9 protein-coding genes are annotated in these 18,561 nt (G+C 58.9%); 6 read left to right on the plus strand and 3 right to left on the minus strand.

Features of this window, described 5'->3' with window-relative positions; all coding sequences use genetic code 11:
- Positions 1 to 1,364, plus strand: a 1,364-nt coding sequence (locus AC6FTP_RS13980) for a DUF1501 domain-containing protein (RefSeq protein WP_497207532.1), incomplete at its 5' end; no start/stop codon positions are given.
- On the opposite strand, the gene AC6FTP_RS13985 is transcribed toward AC6FTP_RS13980, so the two are convergent.
- The gene (locus tag AC6FTP_RS13985; RefSeq protein ID WP_497207533.1) at positions 1,318 to 1,887 is read right to left on the minus strand and encodes an NUDIX hydrolase; all 570 of its coding nucleotides are present in this window, start codon (positions 1,885 to 1,887) and stop codon (positions 1,318 to 1,320) included. The two genes, AC6FTP_RS13980 and AC6FTP_RS13985, sit on opposite strands and share 47 nt — an antisense overlap.
- Positions 1,884 to 3,323 carry a hypothetical protein gene (locus AC6FTP_RS13990; protein ID WP_497207534.1) on the minus strand — a complete coding sequence of 480 codons (1,440 nt, stop codon included), beginning with the start codon at positions 3,321 to 3,323 and terminating at the stop codon, positions 1,884 to 1,886. Before AC6FTP_RS13990 ends, AC6FTP_RS13985 begins: the two co-directional genes overlap by 4 nt.
- 118 nt (positions 3,324 to 3,441) lie before the next feature.
- Between AC6FTP_RS13990 and AC6FTP_RS13995 the strand changes: the two genes are divergently transcribed.
- Positions 3,442 to 4,395 (plus strand): D-2-hydroxyacid dehydrogenase, encoded by a 954-nt coding sequence (locus AC6FTP_RS13995; protein WP_497207535.1) that lies wholly within the window; start codon positions 3,442 to 3,444, stop codon positions 4,393 to 4,395.
- A gap of 76 nt (positions 4,396 to 4,471) precedes the next feature.
- On the opposite strand, the gene AC6FTP_RS14000 is transcribed toward AC6FTP_RS13995, so the two are convergent.
- Positions 4,472 to 5,269 carry an acyl-CoA desaturase gene (locus AC6FTP_RS14000; protein ID WP_497203773.1) on the minus strand — a complete coding sequence of 266 codons (798 nt, stop codon included), beginning with the start codon at positions 5,267 to 5,269 and terminating at the stop codon, positions 4,472 to 4,474.
- 245 nt (positions 5,270 to 5,514) lie between these two features.
- Between AC6FTP_RS14000 and AC6FTP_RS14005 the strand changes: the two genes are divergently transcribed.
- The 4 genes from AC6FTP_RS14005 to AC6FTP_RS14020 all read left to right on the plus strand — a co-directional run bounded on the left by AC6FTP_RS14005 (position 5,515) and on the right by AC6FTP_RS14020 (position 18,464).
- On the plus strand, positions 5,515 to 6,951 hold the full coding sequence (locus tag AC6FTP_RS14005; protein ID WP_497207536.1) for a DUF1501 domain-containing protein: 1,437 nt from the start codon (positions 5,515 to 5,517) through the stop codon (positions 6,949 to 6,951).
- Between the two features lie 236 nt (positions 6,952 to 7,187).
- Positions 7,188 to 15,932: a DUF1800 family protein gene (locus AC6FTP_RS14010; RefSeq protein ID WP_497207537.1), complete on the plus strand. Its 8,745-nt coding sequence runs from the start codon at positions 7,188 to 7,190 to the stop codon at positions 15,930 to 15,932.
- A gap of 40 nt (positions 15,933 to 15,972) precedes the next feature.
- Complete coding sequence (locus AC6FTP_RS14015; RefSeq protein ID WP_497207538.1) at positions 15,973 to 17,742, plus strand: DUF1501 domain-containing protein; 1,770 nt, start codon at positions 15,973 to 15,975, stop codon at positions 17,740 to 17,742.
- Between the two features lie 89 nt (positions 17,743 to 17,831).
- Positions 17,832 to 18,464 (plus strand): hypothetical protein, encoded by a 633-nt coding sequence (locus tag AC6FTP_RS14020; protein WP_497207539.1) that lies wholly within the window; start codon positions 17,832 to 17,834, stop codon positions 18,462 to 18,464.
- Positions 18,465 to 18,561: the final 97 nt, after the last annotated feature.

Consider the following 18,561-nt stretch of genomic DNA (forward strand, 5'->3'; position numbering starts at 1 on the left):
CGATGGCGCTGCATTCCATGATGGCGCAGGGTGCTGAGACGACTCCAATTGGCCTGCCGCATCTGCCACACTTTGCGGCGAAGGCGAAGCGGGTGATCTTCCTCACGCAGTCGGGAGGACCCTCGCAGTTGGAGCTCTATGATCACAAGCCTGGGCTCATGCAATGGGCGGGCAAGGAGCTGCCGGAGTCGGTGCGTCAGGGGCAGCGGCTCACGACAATGACGGCGAACCAGAAGCAACTCATCCTGCCTGGCCTCACGAAATTTTCCCGCTGCGGCCAGAGTGGCGCGACGATCAGCGAATGGCTGCCGCATCTGCAAGGCGTGGCGGATGACCTGTGCTTCATCAAGTCGATGACCACGGATCAGATCAATCACGCTCCGGCGATGACGAAGTTCCTGACCGGACATCAGCTTCCAGGTCGGCCCAGCATGGGGGCGTGGATGAGTTATGGTCTCGGCAGCACGAATCAGAACCTGCCAGACTACCTCGTGCTCATCTCGAAGATGATGCGCCCGAGCGATCAGCCGCTCTACGATCACTACTGGGGCAGCGGCTTCCTGCCATCGCGCTATCAGGGCGTGAAGCTGCGCAATTCCAAGGAGCCAGTGCTCTATCTCAACGATCCTGAAGGTCTGCCACGCCATCTTCGTCGTGGTATGTTGGACGGGCTGGCGGAGCTGAATCAGATGCGCTTTGAGCAGACGCATGATCCCGAGATCAGCACGCGCATCCGCCAGTATGAGATGGCCTATCGCATGCAGGCCAGCGTGCCGGAGCTCACGGATCTGAGTGGTGAACCCGATCATGTCTTCGAGATGTACGGTCCCGACTCCCGCCGCGCGGGCAGCTACGCAGCGAACTGCATTCTCGCGCGCCGACTCGCCGAACGAGGCGTGCGTTTCATCCAGCTCTTCCATCCCGACTGGGATCATCACAGCCGTCTGCCGAGTTGGTGTACCGCACGCTGTCGCGACACGGATCAGCCGAGCGCTGCTTTGATCAAAGACTTGAAACAACGCGGCATGTTGGATGAGACACTCGTCATCTGGGGTGGCGAGTTTGGCCGTGGTGTGGCTGGTCAGGGCAAGTGGGACAGCCCGGAAGCCGGGCGCGATCATCATCCACGCTGTTTCACCATGTGGATGGCAGGCGGCGGTGTGAAGGCTGGCACGACTTATGGTTCGACGGATGACTTCAGCTACAACGTGGCGGAGAATCCCGTCCATGTGCGTGACCTCCATGCCACGGTGATGCATCAGCTCGGCATCGACCACGAGCGCTTCACCTTCCGCGCCCAGGGGCTGGACTTCCGCCTCACGGGAGTGGAGCCGACGAAGGTGGTGAAGGATTTGCTGGTGTGATCAGCCGGATGGCGTCGGCATTCGAGCTGAAGGCAAATTCATCCAAAGGCACTTCATTCAGCGGCAGCGCCATCCATTCCGCTACCTCAGCGGGATCAATCTTTACATCATCAAAGGATTCGAGTTCGGCGATGTAGAAGAGGTCGATGGTGGGCCAGACGAACCCTTGGAAGAGATAGCGGTTCGGCAGAGAAGTGAGGTAGCGGAAAGACGCTGGTGGAACATGAAGCCCGACCTCTTCCAACACCTCCCGCGCTGCGGCTTCTTCGCCGGTTTCGTGACCATCGATCACACCGCCCGGAAGGCCGAGCCTGCCCAGGCCAGGTTCATGACCTCGTCGAGTGACGAGCAGCCGACCTTTGGCATCCAGCAGCAAAACACAGGCAGCCGGGATGGCGGTGATGAAGTGACGAAAGCCACAGTCCGAGCACACAAACTCGCGCTGACTGCGTGCCGTAAAGCGAGTGCTTCCACAGTCCGAGCAGTGGCGGAAGGGTGATCCTGGCAGGCGGGGATCACTCATGCGTCATCGCCTGTTCTGGTGTCTGGAACTGGGGCACCTTCCTTCATTTTAAAGCCGACATAGACACCGGAGCTGATGCCCATGAGGCCCAGCACCTCGTTGCTGAAGACTGGCATGGAGTAGTCGGTGAGCACATCGTGAACGAAGACCACGCCGAGCACGAGCGTCCAGGCCAGCATTTGGAAACGATGGATCGTGGGGCCATGCTCATCACTGAGCAGGTCGATCACCCAGTTGGCGAGACGTGAACGATTGGGCGAAGCGGCGCTTCGCACTTTGGCATCCCATTCCTGCTTGCTGGAGATGAAGCAGGACACCGCCGTGGTGCCGCCGCTGATGCCCATGAGGATGAAGGCCGTGCTGCTAACTCCGGCGATGCTGCCCGTGGCGCACCAGAGGAAAACAAAGGAGGCGATGATGATGAAGAACCAGATGGACATCTGCAGCCGTCCCATGCTGAGCGGGTGTGAATACTGGTGCCAGTAGTCCTTGCTCTTCGGGATGCGATTGATCAGCACGATGCCTGAATCACGCAGCATCTCGGACTGGCGCATGTGCTTGATGAAGAGGGCAACGAAACCGCCGATGATGATGAAGTTCACCCAAAACGCCCAGGTGAAGAGAGGGATGCGCAGGCGTGCCGCAGGAGTTGCGGCGAGGATGCTTTCACGCCCTTCCGGGTGCTGGTAGGCGAGCGCTGCCTCACAAGAGACGCTCGCCAGAGGACTCGCCTTGAGCAGGTCCAGCCACGCCTCTTTGTCCTCATTGATCTCACGCAGACTGAAGGTGACGAGATGCAGGGGCTTGCTACCTGGAAGTCGCTCCACTCGATTCTTCGGCGGCACGGTGGCGAAGGTCTGCCCACCGAGCCGGAGCCGGAAGTTTGTCCCCAGATCCTCCACCCCATGCTCCAGCGCCTTGGCGGCGACACTGAGGCTGAGTTTGAGTTCATTGAGTTTCTTTTGCGCGGATTTCACAGCTTCATCCTGACGGGTGATCTCCAGATCCATGGCCTCCACCTGCGGACTGTCGCCCACCGCTTGGAGCCGCTGCTGTACGGCCTTCTTTTGATCAATCACCGCCTGTGCCAGCGCGATCTCGGCCTGCTTCAGCGGATCTTCGCCGCCGCCGGAATTCAGCAGATGCCAGGCTTTCGGAAAGTCATCTTCAGGATTCCCTACCTCGGCCAGCCATGCATCCAGATGCGAGATCACAAAGAACAGCGTGGATGAAAAGCGGGCGTCCAGCGGTTTGCCCGTCTCCGGGGCGCTGAACTTGCCGTCCTGCATTAACCCGAAGCTCATCACCGCAGGTCCTTTACTCTCGGTAATCCGAGCGATCATTTGATCGCGTTCGAGCCATTCAGGTTCGTCCGCCCGACATTCGAACGAGGAAAACTGAAGCAGTGCGAGCAGGCCGAAGGTGAGGTTTTTCATGTCAGGTCAGGCTAGGACAACCCTGGCAATTTCGTCAATGCCGATCACGACACTGTCTGGAAAGGCTCTGATTTTCGTGCTGGCAATCAGGGAAGGGGAATGCTTTGAAGAGGGAACCATGAAAATCGTCCTGCTCGACGCCCATACTGCCAATCCGGGAGATGTCTCCTGGGCTCCTTTGGAAGCCATCGCCGCCTGTGAGATCCACCCGCGCACGCCGTTGGCGGAGACGGTGGCGCGTTGTGCGGACGCGGAGGTCATCATCACGAACAAGGCACTGCTGACGAGGGAGATCATCGAGGCGCTGCCGAAGCTGAAGTACATCGGCGTGACGGCGACGGGCTACAATATCGTGGATGTGGTGGCAGCCAGGGAGCGGGGGATCGTGGTGACGAATGTGCCGGGTTACAGCTCTCCCGCCGTGGCGCAGCTCGTCTTTGCCCTGCTGTTGGAGCTGACGAATAACGTGGGTCATCACGCGAAGACGGTGAGTGACGGGCGCTGGGTGGCCTGCCCGGATTTCTGCTACTGGGATCATCCGATCATCGAGCTGAGCGGTCGCACGCTGGGGATCATCGGCTACGGGGACATCGGCAGCTCGGTGGCACGGATCGCGGTGGCCTTTGGCATGAAGGTGCTGGCCAGCAAGCGCGACTGGAAGACGCCGCCGCCCGAGGGCGTGACGCCGGCGAGCATCGATGAAGTCTTCGCCCAAAGTGATGCCATCTCCCTGCACTGCCCGCTGACGGATGCGACGAAGCATCTGGTGGGTGAGAGGACGCTCGGCTTGATGAAGCGGACGGCTTTTCTGATCAACACAGGCCGTGGTCCGCTGGTGGACGAGGCGGCTTTGGCCCAGGCGCTGAATGAGGGCCGCATCGCCGGAGCAGGGCTGGATGTGCTGAGCGTGGAGCCGCCGAAGGCGGAGAACCCGCTGCTGACGGCGAAGAACTGCCTGATCACCCCGCACATCGGCTGGGCCAGCCATGAGGCGCGCGTTCGTCTGATTGACGCTGTCGCCTCGAATCTCCGGGCTTTCCTGGATGGGAAACCGGTGAATGTGGTGGGGTAAAAAAGAGGCTGGCGTCTAAGCCAGCCTCTTTGGGAAACGGTGGGGAAGGGGATTCGCCCTTCCCATCCAAGCCAACTTAGCCCAGTGCGGCGGTGGCTTCTTTGCCTTCGATGACCTTTTGCGAGGGCTCGCGGATCTCATAGACGATGCCGATAAGTTTCAGGAACTTGATCACATAGTAGGAGATGTCGATTTCCCACCAGAAGAAGCCCTGACGTGCGCAGTGTGGGTAGTAGTGGTGGTTGTTGTGCCAGCCTTCGCCAAGGGTGAGGATGGCGAGGATGAAGGAGTTTTTGCTCGATTCACCGGTCTCGTAGCGGCGTGTGCCGAGGAGGTGGCAGAAGGAATTGATGGCGAAGGTGGTGTGGTAAAGGATGACGGTGCTGACGCAGAAGCCCCAGAGGAGGCCGGGCAGTCCGGCGAAGAGGTAGCAGGCGAGCATGAGTGATGCGGGCGGAATCCAGTGATATTTGTCGATGAAGACGAGCTCGGGGAACTTGGTGAGGTCCTTCACGCGCTTGGCGTCATAGGCGTTGTAGTCCGGGGCAAGAATCCAGCCGACGTGAGCCCAATAGAAACCCTGCTGTTTCACGGAGTGGATGTCTTCCTCCTGATCGGAGTGCTGGTGATGATGGCGATGGTGGGCTGCCCACCAGAGGGCGCCTTTTTGTGCCGACATGCCGCCCAGCCAGGCCAGGACGAACTGGAACCAGCGGGAGGTCTTGAAGGAACGATGGGAGAAGTAGCGATGGTAGCCGCCGGTGATGCCGAACTTGCGGATCAGGAAAAGGCTGGCGCAAAGAATGAGGCTGGTGGCGTCCGGCTTGATCAAAAACACCGCGCAGATAGCAGCGATGTGGATGGTGAAAAACATGAGAGCTCCGGGGCTCGTGTAGGATGCGGTAACGGTTCTGGTCACGATTCGTCTTGGCGTTGGGTTGGAGAAAGCGCGCGGTCTATACGCACTGGGGGCTGGAAATCAACACTGGGATATGGCGGGACTACGCGCCAATCTTGTCACCTGGGTGCTAGAGAGCTGCATTCTCCATGGGAACGAAGGTTAAATGGGCAGAGATTTAAAGGGCAAGAGAACGCGGCTGAAGTCCGTAGTGGGAGGCTATGTCGCCCCATCATCCAGCGACCCGTCGCGATGTTTTACAGGCCGGAGCCATCAGTCTCCTCGGGCTGGGGATGAATCATCTCACGAGCCTGCGGGCGCTCGCCGCTCCTGGTTCAGCTCCTGTGCCGAGGGCAAAGTCGGTTATCTACATCTTCCTTTCGGGGGGATTGGCTCAACAGGAAAGCTTTGACCTGAAACCGGATGCGCCGATGGAGGTGCGCGGGGAATTTAAGCCGATCCGCACCCGGACGCCGGGGACTCATATCTGCGAGCATCTGCCCCGGCTGGCACGGATTTCGGAAAAGTGGTCGCTCGTCCGGTCACTGACGCACGGGAACAGCGACCACTCGCAGGGGCATCACGTGATGCTGACGGGGAGAACCGATATTCCGATTGGCTTTGACCCATCGAAGCCGAAGAAATCTGACCACCCGAGCATGGCGGCGCTGGCCACGGCTCTGCTGCCGAGAAAGAAGGACAACCTGCCTCCGGCCATCGTTTTGCCTGACAAACTGGTCCATCGCACCGGGCGGACGCTCGCTGGGCAGTTCGGCGGGACTCTGGGTTCGCAGCATGATCCTTGGTTTTTGGAGATGTCCCCCTACCACCCGAATCACTATGGGGCGTTTCCAGAGTATCTCTTCCACCACGAGCGAGGCTTTGAGAAAGATGAAACACTTCATTTCCGCGCTCCCCACCTTTCCCTGCCGCAGGGGCTGACGCTGGACCGGGTGATGGATCGTGTCTCGCTGCGTAACTCGCTGGAGGGGCAGACTGAAAACCTCACAGCTCTGGCCGAGGACACCTCTTTTGACACCTATCGTCAGGCGGCGGTGTCGCTACTCGGGAATCACCAAGTCCATGAGGCCTTCAGTTTGGATAAGGTGGACCCAAAGATGCTCGACCGCTACGGGCGGCACAGCTTTGGCTGGAGCCTGCTGATGGCGCGGCGGCTGCTGGAGAGTGGCGTGCGCATGATTCAGGTGAATCTCGGCAACAACGAGACCTGGGACACGCATCAGGCAGCCTGGAAAAACCTGAAAGGCTACCTCCTGCCGCCCATGGATCAGGCCGTGAGCGCGCTGATCGAGGATCTGGACGCCAGTGGTCTGCTGGACGAGACGCTCATCGTCATGGGCAGTGAGTTTGGCCGTACGCCGAGGATTTCCGCCATCTCCAAGACCGCTCTTCCTGGCCGCGATCATTGGGGCCATGTGCAAAGCCTGCTGCTCGCTGGCGGCGGGGTGAAAGGTGGTCGGGTGATCGGCAGCAGCGACAAGATCGCCGGCTACCCCGCCAGTGATCCGCAAACGCCGGAAAACCTGGCGGCGACGATTTACGAGGCGCTCGGGCTGCCTCGTGAGCTGATGTGGCATGATTTCACGGGTCGGCCGCATCCGCTCTACATGGGGTCGCCGATCTCTGGATTGATGTGATTACCGCCGGGTCGGTAGAAGCCGGGAACCTGGGAAAGAACTCGGTTTCAAGCCTGCCCCAGCGCAAGCGCGATTTCTTGGGGGTAGATATGGTCGTGGCGTGCACATGCTTGACTGCCAACGGGTTATTCTGATAAAGATAATTTATATTCGGGGAAACCAACCCGGATAGGTGCGGTTTTCCGCATCGCCCAACCCTGCCTCCAATCAAATTTATGCGTGCCCTTCCGCACTCCTTGACCACCCTTTCGTGCCTGATCGTCTCCATCCTCGGACTTGCCACGGCCTCGGCGACGACTGATTTCTACAGCTCTGGTCCAGGATTGGGTGCTCCAGACACGATGTGCGATGTCTGGCAGTCATTGTTCAATGCATGGGGGCTGGATCCTAATGTGGATGAGGACTTTGATGGAGCGACGAACCAGACTGAGTCCGTGGCTGGCACCGACCCACGTAATGCCAGTGATGTGATTCGTGTTGGGAATACAACCATTGCCGGGAACACGATCAGTTTTACTTTTGATGCAGAGAAGGGGAAACGCTATCGAGTCTTGAGCGACTCAGGCTCTCCAACGGGCGCTTTTGCGACCGTGAAGACCATCGTATTGCCAGTGGGGGCTGATATTTACGAGGGCAGTCAGGCTTTCATCCCGAGTTCAAACAACTCTGCTCAAACGATAACGGTGACACGCTCCGGGACCCGCGAATACTACCGGTTGGAAACGACGGATGCCGACCGAGATGGAGACGGAGTGAGCGACTGGGCGGAGGGGCAGATGGGCAGTGACGCTGGAGTCAGCAACTCTGGGGCTGGCTATACTTATGCAGACACACTGCACTCCATGATGTCCCTGGTGGCGACGCCGACGGTGCCGACGGGCTATGAGCGGGATGATAAGTCGCTGGGAGCTGGTGCTGTGGCGGTGCCTGCAAAGATTGGCCTTTCCCGCACCTGGCCTCCGGTGGGTAGTTCTACACCAGTGATGCCGCTGAACGGAATCGTCCTGACGGGTGAAGGGGCTACGCCGAGCGCCACGAAAGCAGATGCCTCTCCGACGGATGCGGTGCTGGGGATGGTGAACATCCCAGCGAACGCCGGCGCAGCAGGTGGTGCCGCCTATGAAGTGAATGTGACGCCAGCCCAGGATGCGCTGGAGGAGGTGCCGGAATATCTGAAGGTGACCTTCAATTTGCCTGGTGGCACGGGATTGGAAGGCCCGAGTGCAGTGGTGACAATCTCGGATGCTGATCCGGCGAATCCGTCCAATCAGCAGCTCTACGTGGCCTATCTGGGCCGTGAAGCCGGGGTGACGAGCACGGCCAGTGGCTATGCGACGGCGCTGGTGAATGGCGATAACACGAGCGCTTCCATTTCAGTGACGTTCAACAACCTGAGCTCGGAGCAAAACACAGCCTACATCCGCAACGGCCCGAACAATGATCTGGCTCCCGCGCTGCCGAATGGCCAGGTGTCTGGCTTTGTCTATGATGTGGAATATAAGCCGGGCCAACTGGTCACGGACCAGGCTTTCCTGACCGCTCTGGCGAGTGGGAACATCGGCTGCGCTATCACCACGGCGAACTATTCCGATAAGGAACTTTTCGGCTACTTTAACAAGGCAAACGGCACGACGAACTTCACCACACCACAAGATGCCCCTGCCACGGGCTCGGCAGACTTCCAGACGCTGACAGAAGCACAGATCGAGCGGGATATTTGGCGCTTTATGTCCCAGTCCACCTGGGGCGGCACACAGGCGATGTACACGGCGATCCGCGCGAAGGTGGACGCACGTATCGGTGCGCTCGGTGTGAGCCCAACGGCCCAACAGAGGATGGATGCCTACCTTCTGGGTCTGTCTGACTGGCTGGATGAACAGATGAACCCGGCGCTGACGCCGACGGTGAATTTCCGCACGTTGGTGATGGCGGCGGACAATGAAGAATTCGAGCTGCGCGGGAACAAGGCCTACACTTACACGAATGATCCGAGCTTTAACGGCACTCGCTATGCGGTGACCTTTGATGCGGCTGGCAACCCTATCGTGAGTACCACGGCGGATAACAACTTTGCCGGAAACAACTACCCTCAATCCGGCCCGAACCGCCGCCGCGAATGGTGGTCGATGATCCTGCAATCCAAGGATCAGGTGCGGCAGAGATTCACCCAGGCGCTGAGTGAGATCCTCATCATCTCCGAGGCGGATCAGACGACGCTGGATCGCCATTATGGCTGCGCCCATTACTGGGACATGATGGCCGAAGGGGCCTTTGGGAAGTATCGCACGCTTTTGGAAAAGGTGACCTACAGCCCGATGATGGGAAATTACCTCTCCCACATGTCGAATCGCGCGGCCTATGATGCCGGCGGCGGGATCATCGTCAGCCCAGATGAAAACTATGCGCGTGAGATCATGCAGCTCTTCACCATCGGTCTGGTTTTGCGCCATCCTGACGGCAGTCTGGTGCTGGATGCAGCGGGTCTTCCGATCCCGACCTATGATCAGCGTGACATCACGGAGCTAGCCCGAGTGATGACCGGCTTCTCCCACGGAGCACGCCACGCGATCAGCTACACCTCGGCCTGGAATGGGACGAATCTCGTCTTCAATAACAGCTCGAACAACCGCGCCAGCAGCCTCGTCGTCCAAAACTACAATGACTCGGTGACGGCGGCGAACTTCTCCGCTGAAAACAATGTCTGGTTCGGACGCAGAGACGACCATCTCTTCTGGGCGGCACCGTGGATCAATCCGATGAAGGTGATCGCACGCATCAGTGATGCCACGGCGACCGTGAACGGCAGTATTTACTACCATGACTTCAATCAGTACGTCGATCCAGACACGAGCACGCCTGTGTCAGGTGTCTCTAAGCGTCTGCTGGCTGGCAAACACGGTCAGTATGACATCCCCATGCGCACGCTGCCCGGCCTGGGACGTGGTGCCAATGACCGCACCTGCAATACGCTGGCGGATCTGGACCTGACAGAGGCGCACAATGCCCTCGCGGGTGATCCTTCTCAGTCCAGCTATGGACTGGGCACTCAGGTCAGCCCCGGGCACACCAATACTCCGGTGAATATCTCCCGCTGGCTGATTCAGCGTCTGGTGTCCTCGAATCCATCCACGGGTTACATTTACCGCGTGCAGCAGGCCTACCGGAGCACGAATGGCAATATGGGTGCGGTTTTGAAAGCCATCCTGCTCGACTACGAGGCACGCTCTCTCCAGCACGCGGACAGCTCAATCTCTCATGGCAAGGTGAAGGAGCCGCTGGTCGCCTTCGCCAACATGCTGCGCACTCTGCGTGCATTCTCCGGCGCTCCGGTTTCGATCCTGCGCGACAGCACGCCGAACATGTCCGGCTCTGACACGCCGATGCCCTCGGCTTACCCGGTTTCTGAATACAACAAGTTCTCCACGGACAATGTCAATCCACCCTCGCTGCCTGTTGGCTGGGCCTCCGGGCCATTCCGCTACCGCTTCGGCGATCTGACGGGAAACATCGGTCAAAGTCCGCAGCGCGCACCGTCTGTCTTCAACTGGTTCCTGCCTGACTACGTGGTACCTGGGCCGATGGCTGAGGCGGGCCTCTTTGCCCCAGAACTTCAGATCAATACGGAAGCCAGTGTCGTGGCGAAGGTGAACATGTTTTACGCCTTCACCATGTCGAACCTGACCGGCATGAACATCCAGCCCGGTGCGGACAGCAATGTTTCTGACTTCATCCTGAACAACGGCAACGCGACCCCGGCGGTGCGTCTCTCGCTGGATGGGGGGGCGACGTTTGTGAACTCCGTGACTTTCTCGCCTGCGGACTTCGGAGCAAAGACCGTCACCGTCGTGGGTGGCAATACCAACTGGCTGACGAATATGGACAACAGCCTGCTGCGTTTCGTCGTCAGTGGTGCCGCAGGGTATGATCAGATCCCCGTGCAGCCGATGACCATCGGCTTCCAGGACAATGAGACGCCGAATGAAGGCATCCGCGCTGAGCATACTTCCTTTAACACTTGGGTGCAGGAAGGTGGCAAGACGGACACCGTCAGCGTGCGCCTCCACGCGCCACCGCCAGCGGGAACGAGTGTCACGGTCACGCCGAGCGTGGGCAGCCAGATCACCTTTGCGCCAGCCAGTCTGACTTTCACGAATGCTAATTGGAACACGGCACAGACTGTGACCGTCACAGCGGTGCAAGACCTGACGACGGAAGCTCCTGGTGCTGGCAGTGACACACTCACCTTCACTGCCAGCAGCACCGCAGCGAGCTACAATGGTCTCACGGCCACACTTCCGGTCGGCGTCGTGGACAATGATGATGGGGCTAGCAGCTATGACGTGCTCGTGACTGAGGTCGGCACGGATACTGTGATCGGTGAAAGTTCCTCGCAGACGACGGTGCTTGCCAATGTCGTGGACAACTTCAACATCGTGCTCACGAAGCTGCCCTCGGCCAGTGTCACCGTCACGATCACGCCTTCCAACACGCAAGTACAGCTCAATACCACCAATGGTGGCACGACCTATGGCACTGCTGGTGCGGCAGTCACCCGCACGTTCACGACTGCGAACTGGAATGTCGCTCAGGAAGTCCGCGTGCGCGGTAATGCTGACACCACCGCCGAAGGCTCCTTCGATCAGAACCCCACGAACAACACGATCCTCAACATCACCGCCAATCTTGGCGGCTACCTCACCGCCAATCCTGTGCAGCCAGTCGTGGCGAAGCACATCGACGACGACAACCGCATCATCATGACCCCCAACGATGGCGAGACCATCGTGCAGGAAGGTGGCGTCACAGATACCTTCACCGTCATGCTGCGTGTGAATCCTACCTCGCCGGTCACTGTGAACCTCGGCTCCAACCACGTCCGCTGCACGCCCACTAACCTCGTCTTCCACCCCACCGGTGGCACTCCTGGCGTGGGCGAAACACTGTGGAATGCGGCGCAGACCGTCACCGTCACCGCGCTGGATGACCATTTGAATGAGGGCCGTATGATGCCGCTCACGCCAAATGCGATTCCGACGACTGCCACCGCCACCAGCAGCATCACGAGCAACACGGTCACTGCCATCACGATCACCAATCAGGGCGCAGGCTATACCGTGCCGCCTATCGTAAGCTTCTCTGGTGGTAATGGAAGTGGTGCGGCAGGCTTCCCTGTTCTGTCTGCAGATGGAAGAATCACTGGAGTAACGATCACGGCTGCGGGCTCAGGCTACACCTCGGCTCCTACAGTAACGATTACCCCTCCTTTCTCGGCTAATGCCGCCATCGTCGCGACGGCCACCTCAGCCAATGTGGCTGACACCGGTTACAACAACTACTGGAGCGTGACGCACAGCGCTATCGGCGTCACCATTTTGGACAATGACAATGCGGGTCTGAACATCGTGACTTCAGGCCCAGACACCACCGTCGTTGAGGGCGGATCTACCGATACGGTGGACATCTCTCTGCGTCAGCAACCTGCGGCGAATGTGACGGTCAACCTGACCGCCAGTGGCCAGGCTCTGGTTTCCCCCACCTCGCTGACCTTTACCTCAGCGAACTGGAATGTCGCTCAAACGGTGACCATCACTGCCATCAACGACGCCACTGTGGAGCCTGACACGCTCACGAACATTGGCGTGGTCGTGGACTCGACCGACATCGCTTATGATGGTGTGAAGACCAAGGCCATCGCCGCCACGGTCATCGACAATGACTTCACCCCGCTGAATCTCGGTCACAGCAATGGCTGGACCACTGTGGCTGAAGGCGGGGCCGTGGGGAATAGCACGGACACTCTGGTGAGGGCTTCCGACACCTTCACCGTAAACCTCGCCCGCACTCCGACAGCGAACGTGACCGTGACACTCGTTACCGACGGTCAGGTCACGGTTTCTCCATCCACGCTGACTTTCACCAGTGGCAACAGCGGCACCAATCAGACGGTCACTGTCACAGCAGTGGACACACCTGCAGATGCTCTGCTGACGGAGACGGCTCTGCACAACAGCCTTCTGCGTTTCGTCATCACCAGCACGGACCCCTTCTTCAATAATCCGCGCAACACTCCGATGAATATCCCCGTGCGCGACAACGACGCGAACGGCATCGCGTTGTTTGAGAGTAACGGCAACACGCAGCCCACGGAAGGCGGCACGGACAGCATAACAGTGGTGCTCACGAAGGCACCCGCTTCCAGCGTCATCGTGGATCTCGTTTCCAGCAACACCGCTGAGGCCACCGTGCCAGCCTCGCTGACCTTCACCACAGCCAACTGGAGCACACCGCAGTCCTTCAACGTCACCGCCATCGGCGATATGATCAATGAAGGCCGCGAAGTCTATAACGTCAGCGTGACCGCCCGCACTACAGGCTCTGACGCCGCCTATGCTGGATTCACAGGCTGGACCTATGATGGCTTCAAGGCGGTGAATAATCCGGTCATCAACTACATCACGGATAACCATCGCCGGAATGAAAATCTGATCATCGTGGCAAGCGGCGGCTCCATCCGCAGCAATGAAACCCAGCCCACCAATGGCAATACCTGGGTCACCGAAGGTAGCAGTGAGACGGACAGCGTGGAGATCTATCTGGCCAGCCCGCCGGTTTTCCCCGTCACGGTCACACTCGATGCCAATATCCAGATGGGCTTCAACCAGAGCACCTTCTACTTTGATTCCACCAACTGGAACGTGCCGCAAACCGTGGTGATCAGCGCCATTGATGATGCCTTCAACGATGTCGCTCTCGCCGCAGCTGGGAACACAGCCTACAATCAGGCTCAAAACATTCAGTTCCGCTGCTTTGGAGATCCCACTTACTTCGGCATCGCGCCGACTCACACCGTGAACATTTTGGACAACGAAGGTCCGGCGGTGACCATCTCCCAAACGGGTGGCATCACCAGCACCGTCGAAGGCGGGGCGACGGACACCTACAGCATCGTGTTGAACAACGCGCCGAATGGCAATGTTGTCGTCACTGCAACACCAGGCACGGGAACAACCCTCAATGACGCCACGACAGGAGCCAAGAGCTTCACCTTCAATGCCACCAACTGGAACGTGCCGCAGGTCGTCACCGTTCTTGCCACTCAAGACACGAGTGTCGAAGGCAATCATCAAGTTAACATCACTCACGCGATCAACGTCGCCTCTACCACGGACACCACAGGTTATGCGGCGAACAACGCCGGAACCTCCACGCTCAGTCTTCAGACCGTGCTGAACAACATCACCGATGACGACAACCGCATCATCGTCGGCTACACCGGCCTCGAAACCCGCGTGCATGAGGACGGCTCGAAGAGCGACACTTACAGCATCGTGCTGCGCAGCGCTCCCTCGGGTGCGAATACCGTCACCATCACCCCGAGCGTGACCGGTGGGTTTGCCGCTGCTGGCCTTGCTATTAGCCCAGCCACGCTGGTCTTCAACAACAGCAACTTCAACACGCCGCAGTTCTTCACCCTAACAGGCGTGAACAACAGCATTGATGCCGAGCGCGCCCGCACCGTGACCATCAGCCACACCTCGGCCAGCGGTGACACCAACTTCAATGCTCAGACTATCCATCAGGTGGCTGTCAGCCAGCTCTCCACGGAGACGCCACGCATCATGTTTGTCGGCAGCCCAAACATTCATGAGAACGGCAACACTGGCAGCTACACCGTCGCACTCAACCGTGCTCCGACCGCTGATGTTACCGTCGTCGCCACGGCGAATGCGCAGCTTGAAATTGCACCTCCAGTGCCTGTCGGTGGCACTTTGGTCTATGGCTCCACGGTCACGCTGACCTTTACGCCAGCCAACTGGATGACTCACCAGACGGTGACCATCCGCGCCATCGATGACGCTTTGGTGGAATCCTTCATCCACTACAGCGGCGAAGTCACTCACACCTCCTCCAGCACGGATACGACATTCAACAACGTTTCGCCGCTCTACAAAGTCGTGCCTCTCATCACGGACAATGAGTTCCCAGCGGTGCGCATCATCCCATCAGGTGGCAGCACGCTGATCACAGAGACTGGCACATCTGACACCTATAACATCGTGCTCAGTCAGGCTCCAACGGCGGATGTCACCGTGAGCATCACGCCGGATGCTCAGAGCACCGTCTCCTCCCCCAGCGTGACCTTTACCTCAGGCAACTGGAGCGTGCCGCAGACCATCACCATCAGCGCGGTGAACGACGGCACTACCGAGGGCAATCACACCAGCACCATCACCCACGGGAATGCCGTCAGCGCGGACCTCGCCTTCAGCGGTCTGCCGGTGCCAGTGATCACGGCCAGCATCACGGATAATGATGGGCCGCAGGTGCTTCTCACTGAGAGCGGTGGAAACACCACTGTCACTGAAGCTGGAGCCAATGACAGCTTCACCATCGCCCTCAGCCAGGCACCGAGCGCGAACGTCACCGTCACCTTCACGCCGCCAGTTTATATCATCCCACCGCCAGCGTATGCCAAGCAGGTCGGCTACTTCACCAGTGACCTGGCTGGCTCCAACCAACAGAAGGACCGCATCGTGATGGACTACACAGAGCTGATCCTGCTCTACCGGAACACCTTCTACGACCACCTCGAAGGCGTCTATGGCGTCGGCACCATTCCCCTCGTGCCGAGCGATGTGAATCTGCAAAACGCTCACTGGGCTGCTACCAAGGCCATCGTGGACAAAACCGATCTCTGGTGGGCTGGCGGCAGCTTGAAGGCCCGCTATCCAGTTCTCATCGAGCCGAATCAAGCCCTGCCCATTCCGCTGCCAGCAGTCAATCCACGTCAGGCACTCATGGAGTGCATCTATCAACTCAATGGTGGCACCAACAGCCTTGGAGCGACACGCTACGAGCCTGAGATCGTGTTTGATCCGAAGAATCCACCGAACACCACCTTTGCCAATGAGATCCGAGATCGCTGCCGCTGGATCGGCTACCTGAACTCCACCGTCATGCCCGGCTTCGTCAGCCATTGATTTTTAAACCACTGAGAACCTCGAACCGAGAACATCCCTCATGAACATTTTCATTCGCAAACAAGAAGATCGCAGCAAACCGAACCGTCGCGATTTCCTGCTCCAAAGCAGTGCCGCATCGCTCGGACTGACCTCCATCGTGAACAGTCTCGCCCAGCTCAAGCTGATCGGCTCAGCAGCGGCATCGGGAGCTGGGGACTACAAAGCGCTCGTCTGCTTCTTCCTCAATGGTGGGAATGACTCCAACAACCTGCTCATTCCAGCAGGAGCCAGTACTGCCCGCACCGCCTATGAGTCGGGCCGTGGTGCCACGGTGCTGTCCATCCCGGATGCCAGCTTTGACTTCACGCCCGCCAATGCCGCCAACGGCTACTGGAATGGCACAGCCAACAGCACCGCTGCGGTGAGTACGCGCATCGACACACTCAATGACGGTGCCTATGATCCGAGCATAGGCTATACCGGCAACAACATGGCTCTCCATCCCGGGGCTTATCCGCTGAAGACCATGTTCGCCGACGGCGATCTCAGCTTCATCGCCAATGTCGGCACACTTGTCGGCACACAGGCCGTCACCCGCGCGAACTTCAACACCCTGCCTGCCGCCGCCAAGCCGCCGCAGCTTTTCTCCCACTCTGATCAGCAGGTGCAGTGGCAGTCATCCCTGCCAGACGTGCCCTTCTCACGCGGCTGGGGCGGCAAGATCGCCGACCTCCTGCAAGGTCTCAATGCTGGTGATCTCAGCATGTCGGTCTCCATCGCTGGGGTGAATAGCTTCCAGGTCGCCTACGACCAGCCCGCCTATTTCATGAACAGCTCCGGCAGCGTCTCCGCGCTCTCCGGTTTCAACACGACCGCGCATCCGTATGGCAGCAGCCTGCGGAACACGGCCCTCCAGCCTCACTATAACAACGCCGTTTCTGTCCCCTCCAACAAATACGATCCATTAGCAGCTCTCCGCACTGGTGGCGATCCGCTCTCCGGCACGAACTACCAGCACAACGCCGCCGGTTGGAGGCTGCGAGCCATCGAGCAAATCATGGCCATGCAACACGCCAGCCTCTTTGACGAAGGCTACAACACCGCTCCTGAAAGTGCTCGCATCACCGAAGGTCTCGTCGGCAACGCCCTGGCACAAACCGCGAACCCTGACGGCACCAGCTCGCTCGATGTGCATTGGAACAACTGGTTCCAGAACGGCCTCTTCAATCCCCGCATCCCAGACATCGCCAACCAGATGAAAGTCGTCGCACGTCTCATCGCTGGGCGTAGCCAGTTGAGCAACACACGTCAGATTTTCTTTGTCCAGCTCGGTGGCTGGGACACCCACACCACCCAGATTCCAGGGCAGACCACCGCAGGTCACTACGGTCTCGTGAATCAGATGAGCCGCGCCATCCGCGCCTTCCGCGACGCCATGGTAGGCATCGGCATGTGGGACAAAGTCATGCTTTTCAGCGCCTCCGACTTCAACCGCACCCTGACACCAAACAAGAGCGACAACAGCGCTGGCTCCGACCACGCCTGGGGTGGTCACATGTTCGTTGCAGGTGGAGCGGTCAAAGGCGGCCAGATCTGTGGCAAGTTCCCCACTCTCACCGTCAATGGCGGCATCGACTGCACTGGCAACCGTGGGCGCTGGATCCCCAGCACCTCCACCGATCAGGTCTTTGCCAGCATCTCGAAGTGGTTCGGTTGCTCAGACGGTCAGATTCAGACCGTGCTGCCAAACTTCACCCGCTTCCAGGCAGACCTGACCAACGGCACCCTCATCAACAAGAATCTCGACTTCATCGACTTCACCGTTTGATCTTAAGTTCAAGGTTTCAACTTTGGGAGGTCTGTCTCCGCGTGTTTCATGAATGCCAGACTTCTCTGTTGAGGTCTGGCTTATGAAATTTGAAATCTATCCTGGCTGTGCTTCCAAAACGCCCTGGTCCCTACGTTCTGACCCTGCTTCTGATCGTCCTCGCGGTCGTTGTGGCATGGATGTTTTCTGCACTTAGTTCGCCGGAACTCGTCGAGGCGATATCAAGGAAAAATAAAAGCCCTTCTCCCCAGCCTGCCGAGCCTGTTCTCCCCGCACCGGGGCCTAGTGGCCCGGTCGTCAGTCCCAAGTATTCCTCTGGGGGAGTCGATTTCGAACTTCAGGCCAAGGCGGACAGTCTCCACTCCGACGAGCATGGCCCTCAGAGGGATCTGGAGGTCGTTGCTGAATTTCTGGAAACATATGCTCGTGCCACTGGTGGGCAGCCAATCGGCGACAACGCTGACATCACTGCCGCTATCTCCGGCACCCAGTATCCGGGTCAAAAAGGTCGCGTGTTCCCCCAAAATCACCGTGCGGTGAAGAATGGAAAACTGGTGGACCGCTGGGGAGAGCCCCTGTGGTTTCACCCAAATTCGGGGAACTCCATGGAAATTCGATCCGCCGGGCCTGATAAACAACTCTTCACTCCCGACGATGTGATCGTAAATCCCAGCCCAGGAGGCTTTGGAGCTACTCCGCCCGCCTCGGGCGAGATGCCGTAATAATTTCTGCGTCAGGGCATTGCAGAATTGACTTCGAATAACAAAATCCGCTATTTTCGTGCCAATATTCGCAGCACGCCGGATTATTTTTCCAACC

Origin of the sequence: Prosthecobacter sp., assembly GCF_044378005.1 — a bacterium.
Taxonomy (GTDB): Bacteria; Verrucomicrobiota; Verrucomicrobiia; order Verrucomicrobiales; family Verrucomicrobiaceae; genus Prosthecobacter.